The organism is Streptomyces antarcticus, from assembly GCF_026627255.1.
Lineage (GTDB): Bacteria > Actinomycetota > Actinomycetes > Streptomycetales > Streptomycetaceae > Streptomyces > Streptomyces antarcticus.
Map to the genome: position 1 here is coordinate 96,593 of NZ_JAPNLM010000022.1, position 19,841 is coordinate 116,433.

Below are 19,841 nucleotides of genomic sequence, written 5' to 3' on the forward strand. Positions count from 1 at the left end.
ATGCGAACCCCGAACCGACGCACCTCCGCCGCCCTGGCCCTGGCCCTGGCCGCAGGCCTCGGCGCGGTGGCCCTGACCGCCCTGCCCGCCGGCGCGGCCGCCGACTCGGTCAAGGTCCAGTACCGCACCAGCGCCGGCGGGGCCACCGCCGACCAGGCCGAGCCCTGGTTCAAGGTGGTCAACAACGGCACCTCCGCCGTCGCCCTCAACCAGGTGACGCTGCGCTACTACTTCAAGGCCGACGGCCCGAACACCCAGTACCGTTATGCCTGTTCCTGGGCGGTCAAGGGCTGCGCGAACATCACCGGCACCTTCGGAACCCTCACCACGCCCACCGCCGGCGCCGACCGCTACCTGGAGATCTCCTTCACCGCGGGCGCCGGCTCCCTCGCGCCCGGCGCCGACACGGGGGACATGCAGCTGCGCTTCCACCGCGCCGACTGGCAGACCCTCAACCAGGCCGACGACTACTCCTTCGACGCCTCCCGCACGACGTACGGGGACTTCGGCAAGGTCACCGCGAAGCTGGGCACCGCCACCGTCTGGGGCACCGCGCCCGGCGGCAACACCCCCGACCCGGAACCCACCCCCACCGGACCGACCCCCACCCCGACCGATCCGGGACCGGCCGGAGCCACCCTCTTCGACGACTTCACCTACACCTCCCACACCGACCCGGCCATCGCCGCGCACGGCTGGAGCGTCCGCTCCAACGCGGGCGGACCCGGCGTCCCCGGCGCCACCTGGGCGCCCGAGAACGTCACCTTCGCCGTGGAGGCCGGCAACTCCGTCATGAACCTGAAGACCTCCACGGCGGGCACCGGCGAGAGCACCCGGCACACCGAAGTCCTCACCCAGGCGACCAAGTTCAAGAACGGCACCTACGCGGCCCGGGTGAAGTTCTCCGACGCCCCCACCCACGGCCCGGACGGTGACCACCTCGTCCAGACCTTCTTCACCATCAACGACCTCAAGGCCCCGATGGCCGACGACTACGCCGAGTACGACTTCGAGTACCTCCCCAACGGCGGCTGGGGCGAGCCCGCGAACATCCTCTACACCACCTCGTGGGAGACCTACCGCCCCGACCCGTGGGAGGCCGTCAACCAGCACTCCGAGGTCCGCACCAGCCACGCCGGCTGGCACGACCTCGTCCTGACCATCGACGGCAACGCCCTCACCTACTACGTCGACGGCCGGCTCTTCGGCACCCACGACGCCCGCTACCTCCCCGAGCGCCCCATGTCGATCAACTTCAACCAGTGGCTCATCGACCTCAACGGGCAGCCCGGCACCGCTCCCCGCTCCTACGACCAGAAGGTCGACTACGTCCTGCACGTCAAGGACCAGGTCCTCACCCCCGCCCAGGTAGCGGCCAGGGTCGGCGCCTACCGCACCGCGGGCACCGTCTTCCAGGACACCGTCCCGAACGGCTGAAGCCCCCGGCCGGCCGGCGCTCCGCGGCGTACGACGCCCCGGGGCGCCGGCGCGCGTCCCGGCGCAGGCTCAGGCGGTCCGGGACCGCGCGGACTCCGCGCTCCCCGCGACCGGCAGCCGCAGCGGCCCGGCGACGGCGTCGAGGAAGTCCGACAGGCCCACGGCGAGCGCTTCCCGGGAGGCGGCGGGCATCGCGGCCATCGCCTCCGTCAGGGCCTCCTGTCTGCGGGACCGCAGGTCCCCGAGGTAGGCCCGGCCCCGCGCGGTCAGCCGGAGCTGTAGCTCGCGGCGGTCGGCGGGGTTCGGGTTCCGTTCCAGGAAGCCGATCGCCTGCAGCCGGTCGCACAACCGGGTGACGGAGGGGGGAGCCGCGCCGAGCAGCCTGCCCAGCGCGCTCGGGTTGATCTCCTCGTTCTTCTCGATGACGAAGAGGACCCGCGCCTGCGCGGAGGAGACCGGAGGCGCGCTCACCGTGTCCCGGCCCCGCTCCCAGACGATCTCCAGCAGCTCGATCAGCTCGCCGACGTCCGCGACCGCGGACGCGACCGGCCCGGAGGGGCGGATCGGGCTCTGGCGCATGTGACACTCCCTACCGGACGTACGAGCCGCCCGAGCCGTCGCGGTCGGCGGCCTCGTTGCTCCCCATAGTGACAGTTTCGAGAGAGGCAGGACCCAGGCCGGTGTCCAGACCCGAGGGAGTGGAGCGCATTCTGCGGAATGCCGCGCCGCACGCGCTGTTCGACAAGGTCCGCGACGTCCTCGCCCAGAGGTACGGAGCCCACGCCGTCGAACTCCTGATGGCGGACTACGCCATGACCAGGCTCCAGCCGGTGACCGACCTCCCGGACACCGCCGAGCCGCTGTCCGTGCACGCGAGTGCCCAGGGCCGCGCCTTCGGCGCGCAGGAGGCGTACGTCGTCACCGACCGCGCCGGTGTGACCGTGCACCTGCCGGTCAGCGTCCGGGGCGACCGCCTCGCCGTCCTGAGCATCGGCCTGCCCGTGGACGCCTACGCCCCGGACCGCCTGGGCGAGCTGCAGGACGTCGCCGACGCCCTCGCCCACGAGATCCTCGTCGCCGAGCGCGACACCGACGTCTTCCTCCGGGCGAGGCGGGCCACCCGGCTCACCCTGGCCGCGGAGATGCAGTGGCAACTGCTCCCCGGCCGGTCCTGCTCCCGCCCCGAGTACGACCTCGGCGGACAGCTGGAGCCCGCGTACGCCATCTTCGGCGACTGCTTCGACTGGTCGACCTCCGCCGGCCACCTGACGCTGACGGTGAACAACGGCATGGGGGAGGGGATCGACGCCGCCCTGTTGACCAACCTCGCCGTGAGCGCCCTGCGCAACGCCCGCCGGGGCGGCCTCGGCCTCGTGGACCAGGCCAGCCTCGCCGACCAGGCCATCTACGGCCAGCACCAGGGCCGGCAGCACCTCGCCATGCTCCTGATGCGCTTCTGCCTGCCGACCGGCGAGGTCGAGATCATCGACGCCGGCTCCCCCCGGATCTGGCGGCTCCGGCAGGGCGTGGTGGAGGCGGTCGAGCTGGAGGCCCAGCTCCCGCTGGGCATGTTCGAGGACACCGTCTACACCGTCCAGCGCTTCCGGGTCCTGCCCGGGGACCGGCTCTTCTTCCTGAGCGACGGGGTCTACGACGTCGCCTCGCCCGGCGGCGAGCTGTACAGCCTGCACGCCCTGGCCCGGGCCGTCACGAACACCCGGCTGCTCCCGCCTTCCCAGGTGCCCCGGGCGATCCTGGAGGAGCTCGCCGGGCACCGCGGCCAGATCGACGCGGAGGACGACGCCATGGTCGTCTGCCTCGACTGGCACGGCCGCCCGGACACGGCGCTCGTGGAGCCGTAGGCGCTTCGCAGTGGTCGACACGGCGCGGAACGGCAACCCTCCGCGGCCGTCAGCGCCGCCGCGGAACTGCTCGAAGTGCTCCGGGCCCGCGGACAGGACCGTGCGGAGCGCGCGCCCAGCCGCACCAGCCGCCGGGAGGTCGGGCTGCGCCTCACCCCGCGGGGCAGGGCGCTGCTGGAGGAACAGCGGGCGATCCGCTCGCGCGAGATGTCGGCGGTGCTGGACCGGATGCCGGCGGCGGCCGTCGAGGCCCTGATCGTGGGCCTGACCGGCTTTCGGGAGGCCGAGGGCGAGGTCTTCGCCGCCCCGCGGAGGTGACTCCGGACACGGCCGGGCAGGGTCCCGCGGCCCCGGAGGGAGTGGGCCGGGAGCAGGGCGGGCCCCCGGAATCCGGCCGGACAGCGGCTCCCGCGGGGGATTCCGACGGCGCCTGGGGAGGTGTCCGCGCGGAGGGGGTCGGGGACGGGGTCGCCCGTTGGGGGAGGGCGAGGATAATTGACCAGTTAAAATATTGCCTAACGGCAAATGATCACTCTAAGCTCGCCCCGGACGTAACAGGCGCCCGCAGGGCGTCCGCGCTCTCTTGTGAGAAGGGAAACGAACGCCATGGGGAGCGCTCTCGGTCTGGGCTCGCAGTATCCCGCCGACCACGCGAGACCGCCCGCGGCCCACCCGCCGCGGCAGACCTCCTCCGTAGAGCGCGACCACTTCGAGACGCTCTTGAGCGGTCTGCCGCCCCACGTCCTGCTCATCGAGGACGACGAGGGCGACGCGCTCCTGGTCGAGGAACTGGTGGAGGACAGCGGGGTCGACGTCCGCCTCGGACGGGCCCGCTCCCTCGCCCACGGCCTGTACCAGCTGGAGACCGAGCGCCCCCAGTGCGTCCTGCTCGACCTGCACCTGCCCGACGCCCAGGGGCTCGACGCGCTCAACAAGGTGCTGGCCAAGTCCGCCGAGGCCGCCGTCGTCGTCCTCACCGGCCTCTCCGAGGAACAGGCCGGCCTCGCGGCCGTCGCGGCCGGCGCCCAGGACTACCTGGTGAAGGGCCGCCTCGAAGCCGACGTCTTCATGCGGGCCATCCGCTACGCCGTGCAGCGAAAGCAGACCGAGCTCGCCGCGGCCGCCCTCCAGACCGGTCGGCTGCGCGCGGAGGAGAACGCCCGCCTGGAACGCGGCCTCCTGCCGACGCCCCTGCTGCTGGACGACTCCGTCACGGTGTGCGCCCGCTACCGGCCCGGCCGCGCACAGGCCCTCCTGGGCGGCGACTTCTACGACGTGGTGCAGACCTCCGACGGGGCCACGCACGCCGTCGTCGGCGACGTCTCCGGTCACGGACCGGACGAGGCGGCCCTCGGCGTCTGCCTCCGCGTGGCGTGGCGCGCGTTCGTCATGGCCGGCGCCCGCGGTCAGGAGCTGCTCGACCTCCTGGAGAAGATCCTGGTGGCGGAGCGGTCCGGACCCGAGATCTTCGCCACCCTCATCGCCGTGACCCGCCGGCCGGGCGACCCCCACATCTCCGTCCGGCGCGCCGGCCACCCCGGCTTCCTCGTCCGCTCCTCGGCGGGCGTACGACTGGAAGCGGTCGCGGGGGGCCCGGCGCTCGGCATCATGCCGGACTGGGACTCGGACTGGCCCGTGACGGAGATCCCGGTCGAGCCGTCCGGCGCCGTGATGCTCTTCACCGACGGGCTGATCGAAGGCCGGACCGGTCCCGGTTCCCAGCGCCTCGACGAGCACGGCCTGCTCGACATCGCCCGCCGGCACACCGACCTCCCCGCCGACGCGTTCGTCGACACCCTGATCCACACCGCGCAGAGCCTGGCCGCGGACTGGGGCGGGCTGGCCGACGACGTCGCCGTACTCCACCTCGAATGGAACTCCTCCCCGTGACCTCCCCGGAACAACCGGAACAAGCAGGCCCCCCGCCCGCCCCCAGCGCCCCGAACCGGTCCGGTCGGCGCGGACTGAGCGTGCAGGCCTGGTTCATGACCGCGCTCGCCCTGCTCTCCGCCATGGTCCTCACGACGGCCGGGGTGGGCGCGGCGCTGCTGTCGAACACCACCGCGGCGGGAGACCGGATCATCGACGGGATCGCTCCGGCCCAGCGGGACGCCCTCCGGTTGGAAGCGGCCCTGCTCGACCAGGAGACCGGGGTCCGCGGCTACCTCCTCGCCCGCGACGCCGCGCTGCTGGAGCCGTACGAGCGCGGCCGGGCGGCCGAGTCCGGCGCGTCGAAGCGGCTCGCGATGCTGCTCGACGACGAGGACGGGGCGCAGGCCGACCTGAAGGCCGTAGAGGACGCCGCGCGCACCTGGCGCGACGAGTTCGCGACCCCCGCCGCCGCCTCGGTCCAGGCCGGGGGCACCGGGCCCTCCGTCCAGGACGGCACGGCGCGCTTCGACGAGGTGCGCCGGCGCGTCGAAGCACAGCAGACCCGGCTGGGCCAGATCCAGGCCGACGCGCGCGAGACCTTCGGGGAGGCGCGCTCCGAGCGCGACCGCATCTTCCTGGTCATCGCCGCGACCTTCCTGCTGACGGCGGTCTGCCTCGCGATCCTGCTCCACGTGGGCGTCGTACGGCCGCTCGTCGCGGTGCGCGCCGCGTCCCGCCGGGTCGCCGAGGGCAAGTTCGACGAGGAGATCCCCGAGCGCGGCCCGGCCGACCTGCGCGCGCTCGCCCAGGCGGTGGAGGCCATGCGCCGCCGTACCGTCGAGGAACTGGAGGCCTCCCGGCTGAACGCGGAGGAACTCAAGCGCTCGGCCGCGGAGCTCGACGCGCAGGCGGTGGAACTGCGCCGCTCGAACGCCGAACTGGAGCAGTTCGCGTACGTGGCCTCGCACGACCTCCAGGAGCCGCTGCGCAAGGTCGCCTCGTTCTGCCAGCTGCTGGAGAAGCGCTACGGCGACCTGCTCGACGAGCGGGGGGCCCAGTACATCGGATTCGCGGTCGACGGCGCCAAGCGGATGCAGGTGCTGATCAACGACCTGCTGACGTTCTCCCGGGTGGGCCGCGTCCAGGACGCACGGATGACCGTCGCCCTCGACGACACGCTCGACCGGGCGCTGCGCAACCTCACGGCCGCCGTCGAGGAGAGCGGCGCCGAGGTCGTGCGGCCCGACGGGCTTCCCGAGGTGGAGGGCGACCCCACCCTCCTCACGATGCTCTGGCAGAACCTCGTCGCCAACGCCGTCAAGTTCCGGGCGCCGGGACGGGCCCCGCGCGTCGAGATCGAGGTCCGGAGCGAAACCGAGGCCGACCCCGGCTTCCACACCTTCGCCGTCACCGACAACGGGATCGGCATCGCCCCCGAGTTCGCCGAGAAGGTCTTCGTGATCTTCCAGCGGCTGCACGGCCGGGAGGCCTACGGCGGCACCGGCATCGGCCTTTCGCTCTGCAAGAAGATCGTCGAGCACGCGGGCGGCCGCATCTGGATCGAGACCGACCGCACGGAGGGCACGCGGATGCTCTTCACCCTGCCCGTACGCGGCACGGACGAGCCCGCCTCCGCATCGGCCCCCGGGGCCGACGAACCCGCATCCCCCTCCGCGCCGGTCCCGGCCCGGACCCCGTCCTCGTCCCAGTCCGCCGAACCCGCGGCCGCGGAAGGAAACACCCCATGACCACGCCCAGCCCCGGATTCCAGGCACAGCCCGCGGAAGTGCTCCTCGTCGAGGACGACGCGGGCGACGAGCTCATGACGCGCGAGGCGTTCGAGGACAACAAGATCGGCAACAACCTGCACGTCGTGCGGGACGGTCTGGAGGCCCTCGACTTCCTCTACCGCCGTGGCGAGCACACCGGAGCCCCCCGCCCCGACCTGATCCTCCTCGACCTGAACCTGCCCAAGTACGACGGCAGGCAGGTGCTCGAACAGATCAAGACCGACCCCGAGCTGAGCCACATCCCCGTGGTCGTGCTCACCACGTCGGCGGCCGAGGAGGACATCCTGCGGAGCTACAAGCTGCACGCCAACGCGTACGTGACGAAGCCCGTGGACCTGGACCAGTTCATCCGGGCGATCCAGCAGATCGACGACTTCTTCGTCACCGTGGTGAAGCTGCCGCGGTCCGTCTGACATCACGCAAAGAAAGAGGTGGGGAACCATGGACACGCACCACGCCGGCACGTACGGCGCCGACGCGCGCAACAGCGTCGAGACGCGGACCGAGGGCGACGTGCGCGTCGTCGTGATGGCGGGCGAGTTCGACATGGACGGGGCGGACGAGCTGCGGACGGCCCTGGACCCCGAGGCCGACGGCGTCGCCCGGTTCGTCCTGGACGTCTCCGGAGTGACCTTCGCGGACTCGACCGCGCTCAGCATCATGCTGCAGCCCGCACTGAACCGGCCGGTCGTACTGGCGGGAGAGATCCCGAGCCGACTGGGGCGGCTGCTCGAAGTCACGGGCGCCGACCGGGCCTTCGCCGTCGCGCCGACCGTGGCCGAGGCCGTGGTGCTGATCGTCCCGCCGAGGCGCCGCTGAACACGGAGCGTCATGAGGCGACCGTGATGTTTGCCTCTGCGATTGCGGGGGCGCGTACGGGGCAAACGGTCACGGTCTGGACGTGAGGAGACGGCTGAGGAGGTGAACGTGCGACCCGTGGACACCGGACCGGCCTACCCGGTCCCACGGACCGCCATGCAGGCGAGGGACCGTGTGCAGTCGCTCATCGAATCGTCCGGGATCCTGCCGGAGACATCCGGTCCCCCCGGGGAGGACGTGCTGAGCGACGCGCTGCTCGTGACCTCGGAACTGGCGACGAACGCGATCCGCCACGGCGGCGGGATCGTCGGGTTCAGTGCCTCCGTGTCGTCGGACGGACTGCTGCTCGCGGTCGCCGACGCCAGCGGCGACCACCCGGTGACCCTGGTCCGGCCGCCCGGAACCTTCCCCGTGGGCGGATTCGGCTGGCCCCTCATCTGCCGGCTCGCGCGGAGCGTACGGATCCTGCCGGCGCAGCCCGTAGGCAAGCGCATCGAGGTCCTCGTGCCGCTGGACGGCGCCGACAGCCCCCCGGTACGGGTCCCGGACCAGCGCTGACCCGTGCGCCCGGCCCGGGCGGCACGGACGGTCGAAGCGGCCCGCCGATCCCGGTGTACCCGCCGCCGCGCCAACCCCGGGTCGCCGCGCATCATTCGGCCGGGACGGGCAACACGTGCCCCATGAAGCGAAGATGCGACGCGCCCGCGCGGGGGACCTGGCCGGTGCTGCTCCTTCCGGTCCAGGCCGCCCTGATGGTGGGTCTCGGGGTACTGGTTACGGGGCCGGCCGCCGGCCACTGGCCGTTCGCGGCGGAGAGCCGCGCCAACCAGGACCTGGCCGAGCGGCGCGCCGCGCCGGTCACCGGCGTATCCGAATGGCTGTCCGCGATGGCCGCCACGGAGACGATCATCGGCGTGACCCTGCTGTGCATCGTGGCGCTGCTGGTACTGCCCCGCGTCGCGTGGCGCACCGAGGCACTGTTCCTCGGCGCGTCGGTCGCCGCGCAGTCGGCGGTGTTCGTGGTGGTGACGATGTTCGTGCAGCGGCCGCGCCCCGCCGTCCCACGGCTGGACGGGGCCCCGCCGACGTCGAGTTTCCCCTCCGGGCACGTCGGCGCCTCCGTCGCGCTCTACGGCGGCCTGGCCGTCATCGCGCTGCTGCGGATGCGGGGGCCCTGGCGGTACGCCGTGTCGGGCGCCCTCCTGCTCGTCCCGCCCGCCGTTGGAATGTCCCGGATGTACCGGGGCATGCACTTCCCCACCGATGTGGTGGGCGGCCTGCTCAACGGCGCGGCGACGCTCCTCGTCATGGGGTTCGCGCTCCTGTACGGCCGTGAGTCGGCGAAGTCGGCCAAGTCGGCCAAGTCGGCGAGGACGGCGAAGTCGGCGGCGTCCGCAGGTTCATCGGAGTCGGAGGAGTCCCCCTCCGGGGGCGGCGTGGCCACCGCGGGCTCCCCGGGCCCCGCAGGTTCCGCGGGTTCCGCCCGCCCCGGCGGCGGTGCCCCCGCCGGCCGCACGGTCGTCGTGGTCCGCCATTCGCTCGGCTGCCCGGACGAACCGGCCGACCGGGTACGCGCCGTGCTCACCGCGCGCGGATACCGCGACCAGCGCTGGATCCCGACCTCGGCCGAGCGCCCCTGCGGGGCCCTGGCCGAGGAGATCGCCGCTTCTGCCCCCGCCCTCGTGGTGGTCTGCGGAGGCGACGGCACCCTGCGCGCCTGCGCCGACGTCGTGGCCGGTACGGGCATCCCGCTGGCCGTCGCGCCCTGCGGCACCGGCAACCTCCTCGCGCGGAACCTGGGCCTGCCCCTGGACCCGGCCGGCGCCCTGGACGAGGCCCTGGCCGGCGAAAGCTTCGGGATCGACGTCGGCCGGGTCGAGGGCGACGGCCTCGCGCCGACCCGGTTCACGGTCATGACGGGTGCCGGGTTCGACGCCGCGATGGTCCGGGACGCCTCGCCGTGGCTCAAGTCCCGGCTGGGCTGGGCCGCGTACGTACTCTCCGCCCTGCGGCACCTCGGCGACCCCGGCATGCGGCTGTCGATCCGGATCGACGGCGGCCGCCGCCACCGGCGCCGGGCCCGCATGGTCGTCATCGGGAACGTCGGCACCCTGCAGGGCGGCCTGCCGCTCCTGCCGGGCGCGCGACCGGACAGCGGACGGCTGGAGGTGGTGCTGTTCGACCCCCGCGGCGCCCTCGGCTGGTTCACCGCGGCCGGACACCTCGCGGCCCGAATCCTGCGCGGCCGCGCCCCGCTGCGCCAAGCGGCGTCGGCTCAGGCGGACGGGCGCCGCGAAGCCGGCGGCGCGCTGGAGTACTTCAGCGCCACCCGGGTCGACATCCGCTGCGCGGTTCCCCAGCCCCGCGAGATCGACGGCGATGTCGTGGCCGACGGCACCCGGCTGACCGTGGCGGTCGAGCCCGGGGCCCTGCGGATGTACCTGCCCCGGGCGCCCTCGGCCCCTGGCGGGGTCGCCGGCCCCCGGGCGGCCGAGGGCCGCACCGGGCGCCGCCCGGCGGCCCCCGCGCACCAGCCGCGCTGACACCGGCCACGAGCGGGCCGGCGCACCGCCGTACCGCCGCGCCGCAGGAAACCGTACGAGGAACAGAGGGACAGGGGAACGATGGGCACCGCACGACGGGTACCGCAACGACACGACGTGGAGGGCGAGGAACTCTCCGGCGACGAGGCGTGGACGGCGCTGCGCCGCTACGGCAGCTGGAGCCTGGCCCGCGACTCGTTCGTCCGCTTCCGCTACGCCGACGGGTTCAGCCACGCCCGCGCGCTCGCCCTCCAGACGGTCCTGTCCATCGTGCCGCTCGCCATCGCGGCCGTCGGCCTGTCCGGCGTCCTGCACACCGAGGACATCGGCCGCATAGCCGAGCTCACGATCCGCCGGCTCACCAGCGGCCCGGGCCAGGCCGTGGTGGACGAGGCGCTGAGCGAGAGCCGCCGCCACGCCGGCAACGGGGGCCAGGCGGCGCTCTGGCTGGGGCTGCTCTTCTCCCTCTCCAACGTCACCACGGGCCTCTGCCAGGTCGAACGGGGTGCCAACCGCATCTACGGGAACGAACGCGACCGGCCCTTCCTCTCCAAGTACGCCCGCGGCCTCACGATGGCCGCCCTGGCGGGCTTCCCGCTCGGGCTCAGCTTCATCCTCACGGTCCTGGGCTCCCACCTGACCCACGCGCTGGCGGAGGTGTACCAGCTCAGCCCGACCACCGTCCAGGCGTGGGAGATCCTTCGCTGGCCCGTCGGGGTCCTGCTCGCCGTGCTCGCCACGAGCGCGATCTTCCGACTCTCGCCGCGCCGCCGCCAACCCGGCTACACCTGGCTGGCGTTCGGGGCCGTCGTCTACCTGCTGCTGTGGAACCTGGCGACCTGGGGGCTGAGCGTGTACGTCGGGGCGAGCAGCTCGTTCACCAGCGTCTACGGACCGCTCAGCGCGATCGTGTCGCTGCTGCTCTGGTCCTACCTCACCTCGATGGCCCTCTTCCTCGGTCTCGCGTTCGCCGCCCAGCTGGAAGCCGTACGGGCGGGAGTGCGGGAGCCGGTGAAGGCCGACCCCGGGGTCTGACCCAGCCGGACCGCCCACCCGGCGCCCCCCGGCGCCCGGTCCCGGACCGGGCGCCTCCACCGCGAACGAAGGGAGCGTCGCCACCATGGCACAGCGCACCGAACACCCCCGACGACGTCTTCTCCGGAGCCTGGTCTCACGGCACTCCGGACCTGACGTGACCTTCGGCAGGAGGCTCGTGCTGGCCGCGGTCGCGACGGCCGCCGTGTCCGTGCCCTTCGCCCTCGCCCTGGTCCTGGTCGAGTCCCAGTGGGCTCCGCTGCACCGCCTCGACCGGAACACGGCCGAACGGCTCCACGCCACCGCCCTCGACCATCCGGGATGGGTGCGCGTCCTCGAGGCCCTCACCGGCATCGTCTGGGACCCGGTGACGATGCGCCTGCTCGTGGCGCTGCTGGTGCTCTGGCTCCTGCTCCGCCGCGCCTGGCGGCTGGCCGCCTGGGCCTCCGTCACCGCGGTGGCGAGCGGCCTGACCGGACTCCTGACCAAGGTGGTGGTCGAACGGGCCCGGCCCCACCTGCCTGATCCGGTCTCCCACGCGCCCGGCTTCTCCTTCCCCTCCGGCCACGCGATGACGGCGACGACCACCTGCGCCGTGCTGCTGCTGGTGCTGCTGCCCCTGGTGCCCCGTGCGTGGCGCCCGCTGCCCTGGGTGCTCGCGCTGGTGTCGGTGGCCGGGGTCGCCTACACCCGCGTCGCGCTGGGCGTGCACTGGGTCAGCGACGTCGTCGGCGGGGTACTGCTCGGCCTCGCCGTGGTCACCGCGACGACGCTGGTCTTCGAGGCCTGGCGGGCCGACGCCGGCCGGCTCCGCACGACGGTGACGGAGGGACTGGAGCCGGAGCTCTCGACGGCCGACCCCGAACCGCCCGTGCACGTACGGGACGCGGCGCCGTCGCAGCCCCGCGACGAGGCCGGCCGACCCGTACGCTGACCCCTCCGCGGGCGCGGAGCAGCGTCCGCACGGCCGCGTCACGTCACCCCACGGCGGGGAGGCTGTCCGGGCCGATGCGGGCGACGAGGAGGGCGATGTCGTCGTCGGCGGACGCCGGTACCAGGTGGGCGATCAGCGAGTCGCACAGGTGGTCCAGCGGCTGGTGCGGTTCGGTGAGCAGGCCGGTGAGCTCGGTCAGGCGTTCGTCGATGTCGCGGCTGCGGGCTTCGATCAGGCCGTCGGTGTAGAGCACGAGGACGCTGCCGGGCGGCAGTTCGAACTCGGTGGTGGTGAAGGCGACCCCGCCGACGCCCAGCGGAACGCCCGGTGGGGTCTCGATCAGGCGGACGGTGCCGTCGGGCTCGGCCACCGCCGGGGGCGGATGCCCGGCCCGGGTGACGGTGCAGCGGCCGGTGGCGGGGTCGCAGACCACGTACAGGAACGTCGCGAGCATCGGCGCGGCCAGGTCGGCCAGGGTGGCCTCCAGGTGGTGCAGCAGCGCCGTGGGGGGCATGTCGAGGCGGGCGAGGGCGCGGACGGTGGCGGAGAGGCGCCCCATGACCGCGGCCGCCGCGATGCCGTGGCCCATCACGTCCCCGATGAGGAGGGCGGCCCTGCCGCCGCTGAGGGGCAGGACGTCGTACCAGTCGCCGCCGACCTCGTTGACGTCGCTTGCGGGCAGGTAGCGGTGGGCGATCTCGATGCCGGCGGGCGGGGTGACGTGCTGGGGCAGCATGCTGCGCTGGAGGACGACGGCGGTCTCGTGTTCGTGGTGGTAGAGGCGCGCGTTGTCGATGCTGATGGCGGCGCGCGCGCCGAGTTCCCCGGCGAGGGTGACGTCGTCGGACCCGAACGGGCCGACCGGCCGGGTGCGGTAGAAGGTCGCGATGCCGAGCACCACGTCCCGGGCGACGAGCGGGATCATCAGGAACGAGTGCACCCCCGCCTTCACCAGCTGGGCGGGCTTGGGGGAGTGCCGCGCCGCGGGGTCGACGGACCGCTCGTCGAGGCGGGAGATCAGGAAGGGCTGGCGGTCCGAGAGGGCCTGGGTGTACGGGGCGGCCGCCGGAAAGGTGAGGGTCCTGCCGCGGGGGGCCAGGATGTGGGTGACGGCGGAGCCGGCCAGCGGGGCCTTGCCCAGGCGCCGCAGGGCGATGCCCCCGGTCAGCCCCATGCCCGGCTCGCCGCCGTGCGCGAGGGTCTCCAGGACGTCGACGGTGACCGCGTCGGCGAGGTGCGGGACGGCGAGGTCGGCCAGTTCCTGCGCCGTGCGCTCCAGGTCGAGGCTGGAGCCGATGCGCGCGCTCGCCTCGCTGAGCAGCGCCAGCCTGCGCCGTCCCGCCTCGGCCTCGGTGTGGTCGCGCTGCTGCTCGGTGACGTCGAGGAGGGAGGCGATGACGCCGATCGGCCGCCCCCCAGGATCCTGCACCCGTACGTACGAGCAGGACCACACGCGGTCGTGATCCGGATCGGCCGGCGTGCGGCCGGTGCGCCGCCGGTCCAGGACCGGTTCGCCGCTCTCCAGGACCCGGCGCATCGCCGCCTCCATCTCGCCCGCGTTCACCTCGGGCAGCACCTCGGCCAGGCGCCGCCCCACGTGGGCGGACTCGGCGAGCCCGTTCATCGCCTCGAGCGCCGGGTTGACTTGCAAGAAGCGCAGTTGCGTATCGAGGACGGCGATGCCGACGGGGGAGCGGGCGAACAGCCCGTCCCACACCGCCGAAGAGCCCCGGATGCGCCGCGCCGCGTGGGCGTCGGCGGCGAACACCAGCACCGCCGAGGCGCCCGGCCGGCGGTCGGTGACGGGGCACGCCCAGATCTCCAGCTCCAGCGGATGGCCGTCCCGGTGCCAGGTGGTGACCGTACCCATCACCCCGCGGCCAGTGGCGGCCGTCTCCCAGAGCGACCGGCCCAGACTGCGGTCCGCCCCCGGATGCAGCAGATCGGCGATGTGCCGCCCGAGCACCTGGGGCGGGGCGTAGCCCAGAAGATCCTGCGCGCCGTGGTTCCAGCGCACGATCTGCCCGTCGGCGCTGGTGGCCACCAGCGCCACGGGCAATGCGCCCAGCCACCCTCCGGCGTCCTGGGCGGCGCCGCTGATCAGATCCTCCAGCGGCAGGTCATCATGCATCGCGCACCCGCCCCTCACCCGGCACGGCGGGCAGCTGTGCTTCCTCCACACCCTCATCGTCGCCCCGGCCGTGAAGGGCCGCACCCCGGGTGCGGCGGCCGGAGGACGGGGCCTGCCCGCTCGGCCGCGAGTGTGTCCAGGCGTGTGCGTGGTGGGTGTCCCGGCGTGTACGTGGTGCCGGGGGCGGGGCTGCCGCCCGGGATCCGTGCCCGGATCCGGCTGCTGAAGCGCCGGTGCCGGGGGAGTGCCGGACTCCGCCGCGCCCAGGCGGGGGGAAGTGCCGGGCAGGGCGTCCGGTTGCCGTGCGGATCCGGGCGGCAGCTCACCGTGCCTCCGGAGCGCCGACCGCGTGATGACGGGGGGGGTGCCACCACGCGGTCGGGCCCGCTCGGGACCCCGCGCCGCTCACCGCCGCGGGCTCCCTGTATCCACGCTTGTGGCCCGGATCCGGGGGCTCAAACGGGGCAGCACCCACATGGTTCGAGAGCCGCAAGCGCGCACGCCGCGGTGATCAGGGGCGTGCCGCGGCGGTCACCGGGTGATCAGGCGGCGGCGACGGGGCTGATCACCCGGTGTTCAGGTGGCGGCGACGGCGGTGATCTCCGCGCAGCGGGTGGCCACGGCGCCGAGCGAGCCCTCCGTACGCAACAGCTCGCGTTGGACGCGTGCCCCGTTGCCGCGCTCCATGAGGCGGGCGATGCCTTCCCGGACGCGTTCGTCGTCGCCGTGGTCGGCCAGGGCTTCGCGCACGTGGGCGTGGAGCGCCTCGACGGCTCCGGCGGGCGACGTCTCGCGCATGGTTCCGGGATCGATGAGCGGGCCGTCGAGCCCGGAGCGGCTGGCGCGCCAGGCTGCGAGCCGCAGCAGACCCGTTCCGATCCTGGCCGGTGGCCGCCCGTCCCGCCACTCGCGGGCGGCGGTCTCGACCAGGCCGCGTACCAGGGCCGCGAGCAGGACCGGGGTCGACGCCTCGAGGCACACGTCCGCGACCCTGACCTCCACCGTCGGGTAGGCGGCGGACAGCCGGGCGTCGAAGTACATCATGCCCTCGTCGCGCAGCACGCCGGTGTCGAGCATCGCGCGGACCTGTTCGTGGTAGCGGTCGGCGGACCCGAAGGTGTCCGTGGGCCCGGCTGACGGCAGCCGGTTCCAGACCCGGCTGCGGTAGCTGCCGTAGCCGCTGTCCTGGCCCTGCCAGAACGGCGAGTTCGCGCTCATCGCCGTCAGCACGGGCAGCCAGGGGCGGATCCGGTCCAGGACCGCGACGCCCTCCTCGTCCGACTCCACCGACACGTGGACGTGACAGCCGCAGGTCAGCTGTTCCTGCGCGGTCAGGCCGAGCTGCTCGCTGAGCCACTCGTAGCGCGTGCCCGCGCTCAACGAGGGCCGGACGGGCAGCGGGGAGGTGCCGAGGGCGGCCACCAGCGCCCCGGCGGACGCCGCGTGCCGGGCGGCCTCCGCCCGCCACCGGGTGATCTCCTCTTGGAGCTCGCCCATCTCCGTCACCGGTTTGGTGGCGAACTCCAGCTGCTCCTTCTGCAACTCCTTCTCGAAGGTGTGGGCAGGCGCCCCACCCCTGCCCGGCAGGTGTCCGGCGGACCGGTCCGCGGCCGCCAGCACGGCCCCCGACAGGGCCAGCGGCTCGCCACTGCGGGCGTCCACCAGCAACAGTTCCTCTTCCACGCCCACGCTTCGCATGCCGCCGCCCATTGGTCCGCTGTTCACATCGTCCCGCGCCTGCCCCACCCCACCCCGACCATGCGGGTGCCGGCCAGGGGGTGCCGGCGGGCCGCCGACACCTGCGGGTTGAGGCGCCGGGTGCGGGGCAGGCGCGCCGTCGACGGAGCGCTGCCACCCCGGCTCACGGCCAGCGGACGGCAGCGCCACGGAGTTGATCGAGGGAGTGGTTTCGCGTGACCGAGAACGTGTGGGCCTACCGGGCCGGGGTCGACTACCTGGCAGCCGAACTCACCGGCTACAAGGTCGAGGCGACCGACGGCGGCATCGGCAAGGTCGACAAGCATTCCGACGAGGTCACCGACGCCTATCTGGTCGTCGACACCGGCGTGTGGATCCTGGGCAAGGAGGTCCTGCTCCCCGCGGGCACGGTGATCAGCATCGACCACGAGGAGCGGACGGTCTACGTGGACCGTACGAAGGACCAGGTCAAGGCGGCTCCGGAGTTCCACCGGGACGAGCACCTGGGCGACGACGACTACCGCCGGGCGCTGGGCACGCACTACGGCTCCGGTGTCTCCGGCATGCCGTTCGGCGTCCCGCCGGCCTGACCCGACCGCACCGCGGCGGGCACGCGCCCCGTCCCACCGTCTCGGGAGCGGGACGTGTGAGCCCGGGCTTGCGGGGCACGCGAGGCAACGGGAGGGACCGGTACGCCCCGTGTCCCGCCCCCCACGTACCGACATGCATACCGACTCACCGAACCATGACCGAAGGAGTTGTGTTCACATGACCGAGCATGCGTGGAGCCACCCGGCGACTTCGGGATACCTGGCCGGCGCCGACCTGACCGGCTACAAGGTCGAGGCGACCGACGGCAGCATCGGCAAGGTAGACAAGCACTCGTACGAGGCCGGTGACGCCTACGTGGTGGTCGACACCGGAGTGTGGATCTTCGGCAAGGAAGTGCTCCTCCCCGCGGGCACGGTGACCCGTGTCGACTCGGAGCAGCAGAAGATCTACGTGGACCGGACCAAGGAACAGATCAAGGACGCCCCGGAGTTCATCCGGGCCACGCACCTCGCCGACACCCAGTACCGCGAGGAGATCGGCCTCTACTACGGCATCGGCGGCCCCTTCGGCGGCCGCCCCGTGTAACGGTCCCCGCACCTTCCGCCCGTGGGGCCGGACTCCTCCAGGAGTCCGGCCCCACGGGCGTTCCGGGCGGATACGACGGTCAGCGGGGGCACCGGCGCAGGGAACCCGAGGGCCGCGAACCCGGGGGAGCGTCCCCACCGGTCGAGGTCGAGGCCGCGGTCGGTGGGCGAGCGGTGACGGGGCAGCGGCTAGCCTGGCCGCCGGCGGGCCGGGTGGGGCGCAGGAGGCGGGAGCGGCATGAAGCACCAACAGGTACTGGACAAGCTGGCGGCGAAGGGGCACGTGCGGGCCCTGGACGAGGAGCTGGCGCGCTGGGTGCACTGGCAGATGGTCACCCCGCTGCCCTCCCACGAGGAACTGACCCGCGACGTGGTCACCCCGGTGCTCACCCGCTGGCGCTGCCTGCTCGACTCCGAGGAGGCGCGCCCCGCAACGCGGAACGTCGTCCGGGTCGCCCTCGCCACCCTGCTGCACAAGTACGGCTTCCAGGACCCCGCGGTCACCGCGGCCGCGGTCGAGGCGGTGGACGCCCTCAACCGCGACGTCGTGCTCTCCGACGCCTTCGCGCGGCGGTCCGACGACATCAAGCGGCTCCTGTGCTCGGCACCCGTCCCGCTGACGCGCAGGCCGGGCTCGCCGCGTTCCCTCACTTTCCTGCGGCCCGGAGACGTCCTGTCCATCGAGTTGGGCGGCCGCTTCCACGCCGCGTACGTGTGGAAGGTGCACGGCCTCAACGAGACACCCGTGATCGAGTTCTACGCCGGCACGTTCGCGCAGCCGCCCACCTTGGCAGACCTGGCCGACGGCGAGGCGGCCCGGCCGGGCGGCCGGGCCCGCTTCGGTGTCGACGGCCTCACGTACCTGCCGGATCCGGCGAACCAGGTGCGGGCCGTCGCCGCGGGGCAGGATCAGGGCCCCCGGGGCGGGGAGCCCGGCCCCGGGCAGGGGTTGTACACGCTGTCGGACGTGATGACCCTCCAGCGGAACATGGCGGACCTCTTCGGTGGAGAAATTCCCGGCTCCGGATCCTGACCTGCGCGTTTGGAGACCGTGATCCGGGTCAGACGGATAAGTACGAGGAGTTCCCGTTCCCCAGGGAGTGATCAGCTGTGTCGAACAACGAGAAGGGCCAGGCCAAGGCCGAGCAGGCCAAGGGCAAGCTCAAGGAGACGGCCGGCCGCGCGGTGGGCAACGAGCGGCTGACGGCCGAGGGCCGCGCCGAACAGGCCAAGGGCGATGCGCGCCAGGCCAAGGAAAAGATCAAGGACGTCTTCAAGCACTGATCCGCTCGAAGCGCCGACCCGCACGCCCGTGTCCGCCGCGGTCCCGGACCCCTGAAGGGTCCGGGACCGCGGCGCGTCCGAATCACGTCCGAATCACGTTCCGCATCACGTCCGAATCACACGAGGGAGGGCTCCCGCATGACGGTGCCGGGGGAAGGCAGAAGGACGGCAGGGCGCGGTTCCGCGTCGTTCGGGCGCGATGTGGTGCTGGCCGTGGGGCTCGTGGGGATCTGTGTGGGCGGCCTCGCCGTCTTCCTCAAGGCCGCCGGAGGGTCCGGATCGGGGATGCCGGTCGTACCCGTCGTCACGGCGCTGGTCCTGGCGGCCGGGATGGCGCTGGCCAAGTGGGGGGTGTCGCCGGTCCGGCGCCGCTCCGCCGCCCGGCCGGGCCGCGGCCCGGCACCGTACGCGGATCCGTACATGATCGAGGTGACCGCGGTACTGGACGTGCCCGACACCCGGGAGGTTCCGGACGTACGGGAGGTCCCGGACGTCGACGCCGGTGCGCTGGACCACGCCGCGGTAGACGCCGACGGCTTCGAGCACACGATAGCCGCGCTGTGTGCGCGCGACGGCTGCACGCCCGTGGAAGTGGTGGGCGGCGCCGGTGACTTGGGCGCCGACGTGATCGCCACGACCCCGGACGGACTGCGCATCGTCGTCCAGTGCAAGCACTACTCCGACACCAACCGCGTCGGCTCGCAGGACCTGCAGCGCTTCGGCGGCACCTGCTTCGCCGTGCACGACGCCGACGTGGCGATCGTTGTCACCACGAGCTCTTACACGGCCCCGGCCCTGGAGTACGCCGAGGGGCTCGGCATCGTCTGCGTCGACGGCGAGGCCCTGGCCGCCTGGACCGACCTGGCCTCGCCCCCGCCCTGGGAATCCGGCAGCCGCGACGCCGCCGCCCGGGTGTCCACGGCCTGACGGGAAGGACAGCCCCCGGGCGCCGGCCGGGGGCCGGTGCCCGGGCGCACCGAGCGAGCCGGACCGTCTCGTCTTCTCGTTTCTCCGGCGCGCGGGGCGGCGGAGGATCAGGACGGCAGCGGCCGCGCGCTCACCCGATGGGCCGGTTCCTGGCCGCCGCCGCTGGGCAGGACGCGGACCTCGCCGCGGTCGCTGATCTCGGCCGTGACGATGCCGGTCTCGTCGGCGTACACGGGGTGGCCGCCCGGCCCCTTCTGCCCGGTCACGGACACCACCACGATGTCCTGTCCCGACTCGGGACCGTCCTCGAAGACCAGCTCGTACCTCTGGGTCTGCATCGTGTTCCATCCGTCCTGGTGGGGGTGCCGGAAAG

20 protein-coding genes are annotated in these 19,841 nt (G+C 73.4%); 16 read left to right on the forward strand and 4 right to left on the reverse strand.

Translation table 11 applies throughout. The annotated features are described in order from the left end of the window. Positions 1-1,437, forward strand: coding sequence for a cellulose binding domain-containing protein (locus OTB16_RS28395; protein ID WP_267723648.1), 1,437 nt, complete (start codon positions 1-3; stop codon positions 1,435-1,437). A gap of 69 nt (positions 1,438-1,506) precedes the next feature. Here the strand turns inward: OTB16_RS28395 and OTB16_RS28400 are convergent, their stop codons facing one another. Further along, positions 1,507-2,016, reverse strand: a complete 510-nt coding sequence (locus tag OTB16_RS28400) for a MarR family winged helix-turn-helix transcriptional regulator (protein ID WP_267723649.1) — start codon at positions 2,014-2,016, stop codon at positions 1,507-1,509. Between the two features lie 101 nt (positions 2,017-2,117). Between OTB16_RS28400 and OTB16_RS28405 the strand changes: the two genes are divergently transcribed. The 10 genes from OTB16_RS28405 to OTB16_RS28450 all read left to right on the forward strand — a co-directional run bounded on the left by OTB16_RS28405 (position 2,118) and on the right by OTB16_RS28450 (position 12,292). Next, the gene (locus tag OTB16_RS28405) at positions 2,118-3,299 is read left to right on the forward strand and encodes a PP2C family protein-serine/threonine phosphatase (RefSeq protein ID WP_267723650.1); all 1,182 of its coding nucleotides are present in this window, start codon (positions 2,118-2,120) and stop codon (positions 3,297-3,299) included. Positions 3,300-3,374: 75 nt separating this feature from the next. Continuing rightward, on the forward strand, positions 3,375-3,617 hold the full coding sequence (locus OTB16_RS28410) for a helix-turn-helix domain-containing protein (RefSeq protein ID WP_267723651.1): 243 nt from the start codon (positions 3,375-3,377) through the stop codon (positions 3,615-3,617). A 288-nt stretch (positions 3,618-3,905) separates the two neighbouring features. Then, complete coding sequence (locus OTB16_RS28415; protein WP_267723652.1) at positions 3,906-5,189, forward strand: PP2C family protein-serine/threonine phosphatase; 1,284 nt, start codon at positions 3,906-3,908, stop codon at positions 5,187-5,189. A gap of 80 nt (positions 5,190-5,269) precedes the next feature. Then, a complete protein-coding gene (locus OTB16_RS28420; RefSeq protein WP_267723653.1) occupies positions 5,270-6,919 on the forward strand; it encodes a sensor histidine kinase in 1,650 nt (549 codons plus the stop codon). Beyond that, positions 6,916-7,374 carry a response regulator gene (locus tag OTB16_RS28425; RefSeq protein ID WP_267723654.1) on the forward strand — a complete coding sequence of 153 codons (459 nt, stop codon included), beginning with the start codon at positions 6,916-6,918 and terminating at the stop codon, positions 7,372-7,374. The genes OTB16_RS28420 and OTB16_RS28425 overlap by 4 nt, the downstream gene beginning before the upstream one ends. Positions 7,375-7,402: 28 nt before the next feature. Continuing rightward, positions 7,403-7,780 (forward strand): STAS domain-containing protein, encoded by a 378-nt coding sequence (locus OTB16_RS28430; protein ID WP_267723655.1) that lies wholly within the window; start codon positions 7,403-7,405, stop codon positions 7,778-7,780. Positions 7,781-7,882: 102 nt separating this feature from the next. Further along, on the forward strand, positions 7,883-8,338 hold the full coding sequence (locus OTB16_RS28435; RefSeq protein WP_267723656.1) for an ATP-binding protein: 456 nt from the start codon (positions 7,883-7,885) through the stop codon (positions 8,336-8,338). Between the two features lie 122 nt (positions 8,339-8,460). Continuing rightward, positions 8,461-10,323 (forward strand): bifunctional phosphatase PAP2/diacylglycerol kinase family protein, encoded by a 1,863-nt coding sequence (locus tag OTB16_RS28440; RefSeq protein ID WP_267723657.1) that lies wholly within the window; start codon positions 8,461-8,463, stop codon positions 10,321-10,323. 81 nt (positions 10,324-10,404) lie between these two features. Continuing rightward, positions 10,405-11,358 (forward strand): YihY/virulence factor BrkB family protein, encoded by a 954-nt coding sequence (locus OTB16_RS28445; protein ID WP_267723658.1) that lies wholly within the window; start codon positions 10,405-10,407, stop codon positions 11,356-11,358. A gap of 85 nt (positions 11,359-11,443) precedes the next feature. Next, positions 11,444-12,292, forward strand: coding sequence for a phosphatase PAP2 family protein (locus tag OTB16_RS28450; protein ID WP_267723659.1), 849 nt, complete (start codon positions 11,444-11,446; stop codon positions 12,290-12,292). Positions 12,293-12,335: 43 nt separating this feature from the next. Here OTB16_RS28450 and OTB16_RS28455 read toward each other — a convergent pair whose 3' ends face one another. After that, the gene (locus OTB16_RS28455) at positions 12,336-14,423 is read right to left on the reverse strand and encodes a SpoIIE family protein phosphatase (RefSeq protein WP_267723660.1); all 2,088 of its coding nucleotides are present in this window, start codon (positions 14,421-14,423) and stop codon (positions 12,336-12,338) included. Positions 14,424-14,999: 576 nt separating this feature from the next. Further along, positions 15,000-16,121 carry a glutamate--cysteine ligase gene (locus OTB16_RS28460; RefSeq protein ID WP_267723661.1) on the reverse strand — a complete coding sequence of 374 codons (1,122 nt, stop codon included), beginning with the start codon at positions 16,119-16,121 and terminating at the stop codon, positions 15,000-15,002. A 215-nt stretch (positions 16,122-16,336) separates the two neighbouring features. On the opposite strand from OTB16_RS28460, the gene OTB16_RS28465 reads away from it, so the two are divergent. From OTB16_RS28465 to OTB16_RS28485, 5 genes are all read left to right on the forward strand, one after another. Then, positions 16,337-16,711 (forward strand): PRC-barrel domain containing protein, encoded by a 375-nt coding sequence (locus OTB16_RS28465; protein ID WP_267723662.1) that lies wholly within the window; start codon positions 16,337-16,339, stop codon positions 16,709-16,711. 178 nt (positions 16,712-16,889) lie between these two features. Continuing rightward, the gene (locus tag OTB16_RS28470) at positions 16,890-17,258 is read left to right on the forward strand and encodes a PRC-barrel domain-containing protein (protein ID WP_267723663.1); all 369 of its coding nucleotides are present in this window, start codon (positions 16,890-16,892) and stop codon (positions 17,256-17,258) included. A 237-nt stretch (positions 17,259-17,495) separates the two neighbouring features. Continuing rightward, positions 17,496-18,290 (forward strand): hypothetical protein, encoded by a 795-nt coding sequence (locus tag OTB16_RS28475; RefSeq protein WP_267723664.1) that lies wholly within the window; start codon positions 17,496-17,498, stop codon positions 18,288-18,290. Positions 18,291-18,367: 77 nt separating this feature from the next. Beyond that, positions 18,368-18,541, forward strand: coding sequence for a CsbD family protein (locus OTB16_RS28480; protein WP_267723665.1), 174 nt, complete (start codon positions 18,368-18,370; stop codon positions 18,539-18,541). A 213-nt stretch (positions 18,542-18,754) separates the two neighbouring features. Continuing rightward, positions 18,755-19,468: a restriction endonuclease gene (locus OTB16_RS28485; protein ID WP_267723666.1), complete on the forward strand. Its 714-nt coding sequence runs from the start codon at positions 18,755-18,757 to the stop codon at positions 19,466-19,468. A gap of 107 nt (positions 19,469-19,575) precedes the next feature. Here the strand turns inward: OTB16_RS28485 and OTB16_RS28490 are convergent, their stop codons facing one another. After that, positions 19,576-19,806, reverse strand: coding sequence for a DUF6296 family protein (locus tag OTB16_RS28490; protein WP_267723667.1), 231 nt, complete (start codon positions 19,804-19,806; stop codon positions 19,576-19,578). Positions 19,807-19,841 lie beyond the last annotated feature (35 nt).

What these genes read in the sequence shown, in the direction of transcription:
- OTB16_RS28445 (WP_267723658.1), top strand. Translation starts at nt 10,405, where the DNA reads ATGGGCACCGCACGACGGGTACCGCAACGACACGACGTGGAGGGCGAG.
- OTB16_RS28475 (WP_267723664.1), top strand. Translation starts at nt 17,496, where the DNA reads ATGAAGCACCAACAGGTACTGGACAAGCTGGCGGCGAAGGGGCACGTG.
- OTB16_RS28460 (WP_267723661.1), bottom strand. Translation starts at nt 16,121, where the DNA reads ATGCGAAGCGTGGGCGTGGAAGAGGAACTGTTGCTGGTGGACGCCCGC.
- OTB16_RS28425 (WP_267723654.1), top strand. Translation starts at nt 6,916, where the DNA reads ATGACCACGCCCAGCCCCGGATTCCAGGCACAGCCCGCGGAAGTGCTC.
- OTB16_RS28415 (WP_267723652.1), top strand. Translation starts at nt 3,906, where the DNA reads ATGGGGAGCGCTCTCGGTCTGGGCTCGCAGTATCCCGCCGACCACGCG.
- OTB16_RS28430 (WP_267723655.1), top strand. Translation starts at nt 7,403, where the DNA reads ATGGACACGCACCACGCCGGCACGTACGGCGCCGACGCGCGCAACAGC.
- OTB16_RS28440 (WP_267723657.1), top strand. Translation starts at nt 8,461, where the DNA reads ATGAAGCGAAGATGCGACGCGCCCGCGCGGGGGACCTGGCCGGTGCTG.
- OTB16_RS28400 (WP_267723649.1), bottom strand. Translation starts at nt 2,016, where the DNA reads ATGCGCCAGAGCCCGATCCGCCCCTCCGGGCCGGTCGCGTCCGCGGTC.
- OTB16_RS28395 (WP_267723648.1), top strand. Translation starts at nt 1, where the DNA reads ATGCGAACCCCGAACCGACGCACCTCCGCCGCCCTGGCCCTGGCCCTG.
- OTB16_RS28470 (WP_267723663.1), top strand. Translation starts at nt 16,890, where the DNA reads ATGACCGAGCATGCGTGGAGCCACCCGGCGACTTCGGGATACCTGGCC.
- OTB16_RS28490 (WP_267723667.1), bottom strand. Translation starts at nt 19,806, where the DNA reads ATGCAGACCCAGAGGTACGAGCTGGTCTTCGAGGACGGTCCCGAGTCG.
- OTB16_RS28455 (WP_267723660.1), bottom strand. Translation starts at nt 14,423, where the DNA reads ATGCATGATGACCTGCCGCTGGAGGATCTGATCAGCGGCGCCGCCCAG.
- OTB16_RS28450 (WP_267723659.1), top strand. Translation starts at nt 11,444, where the DNA reads ATGGCACAGCGCACCGAACACCCCCGACGACGTCTTCTCCGGAGCCTG.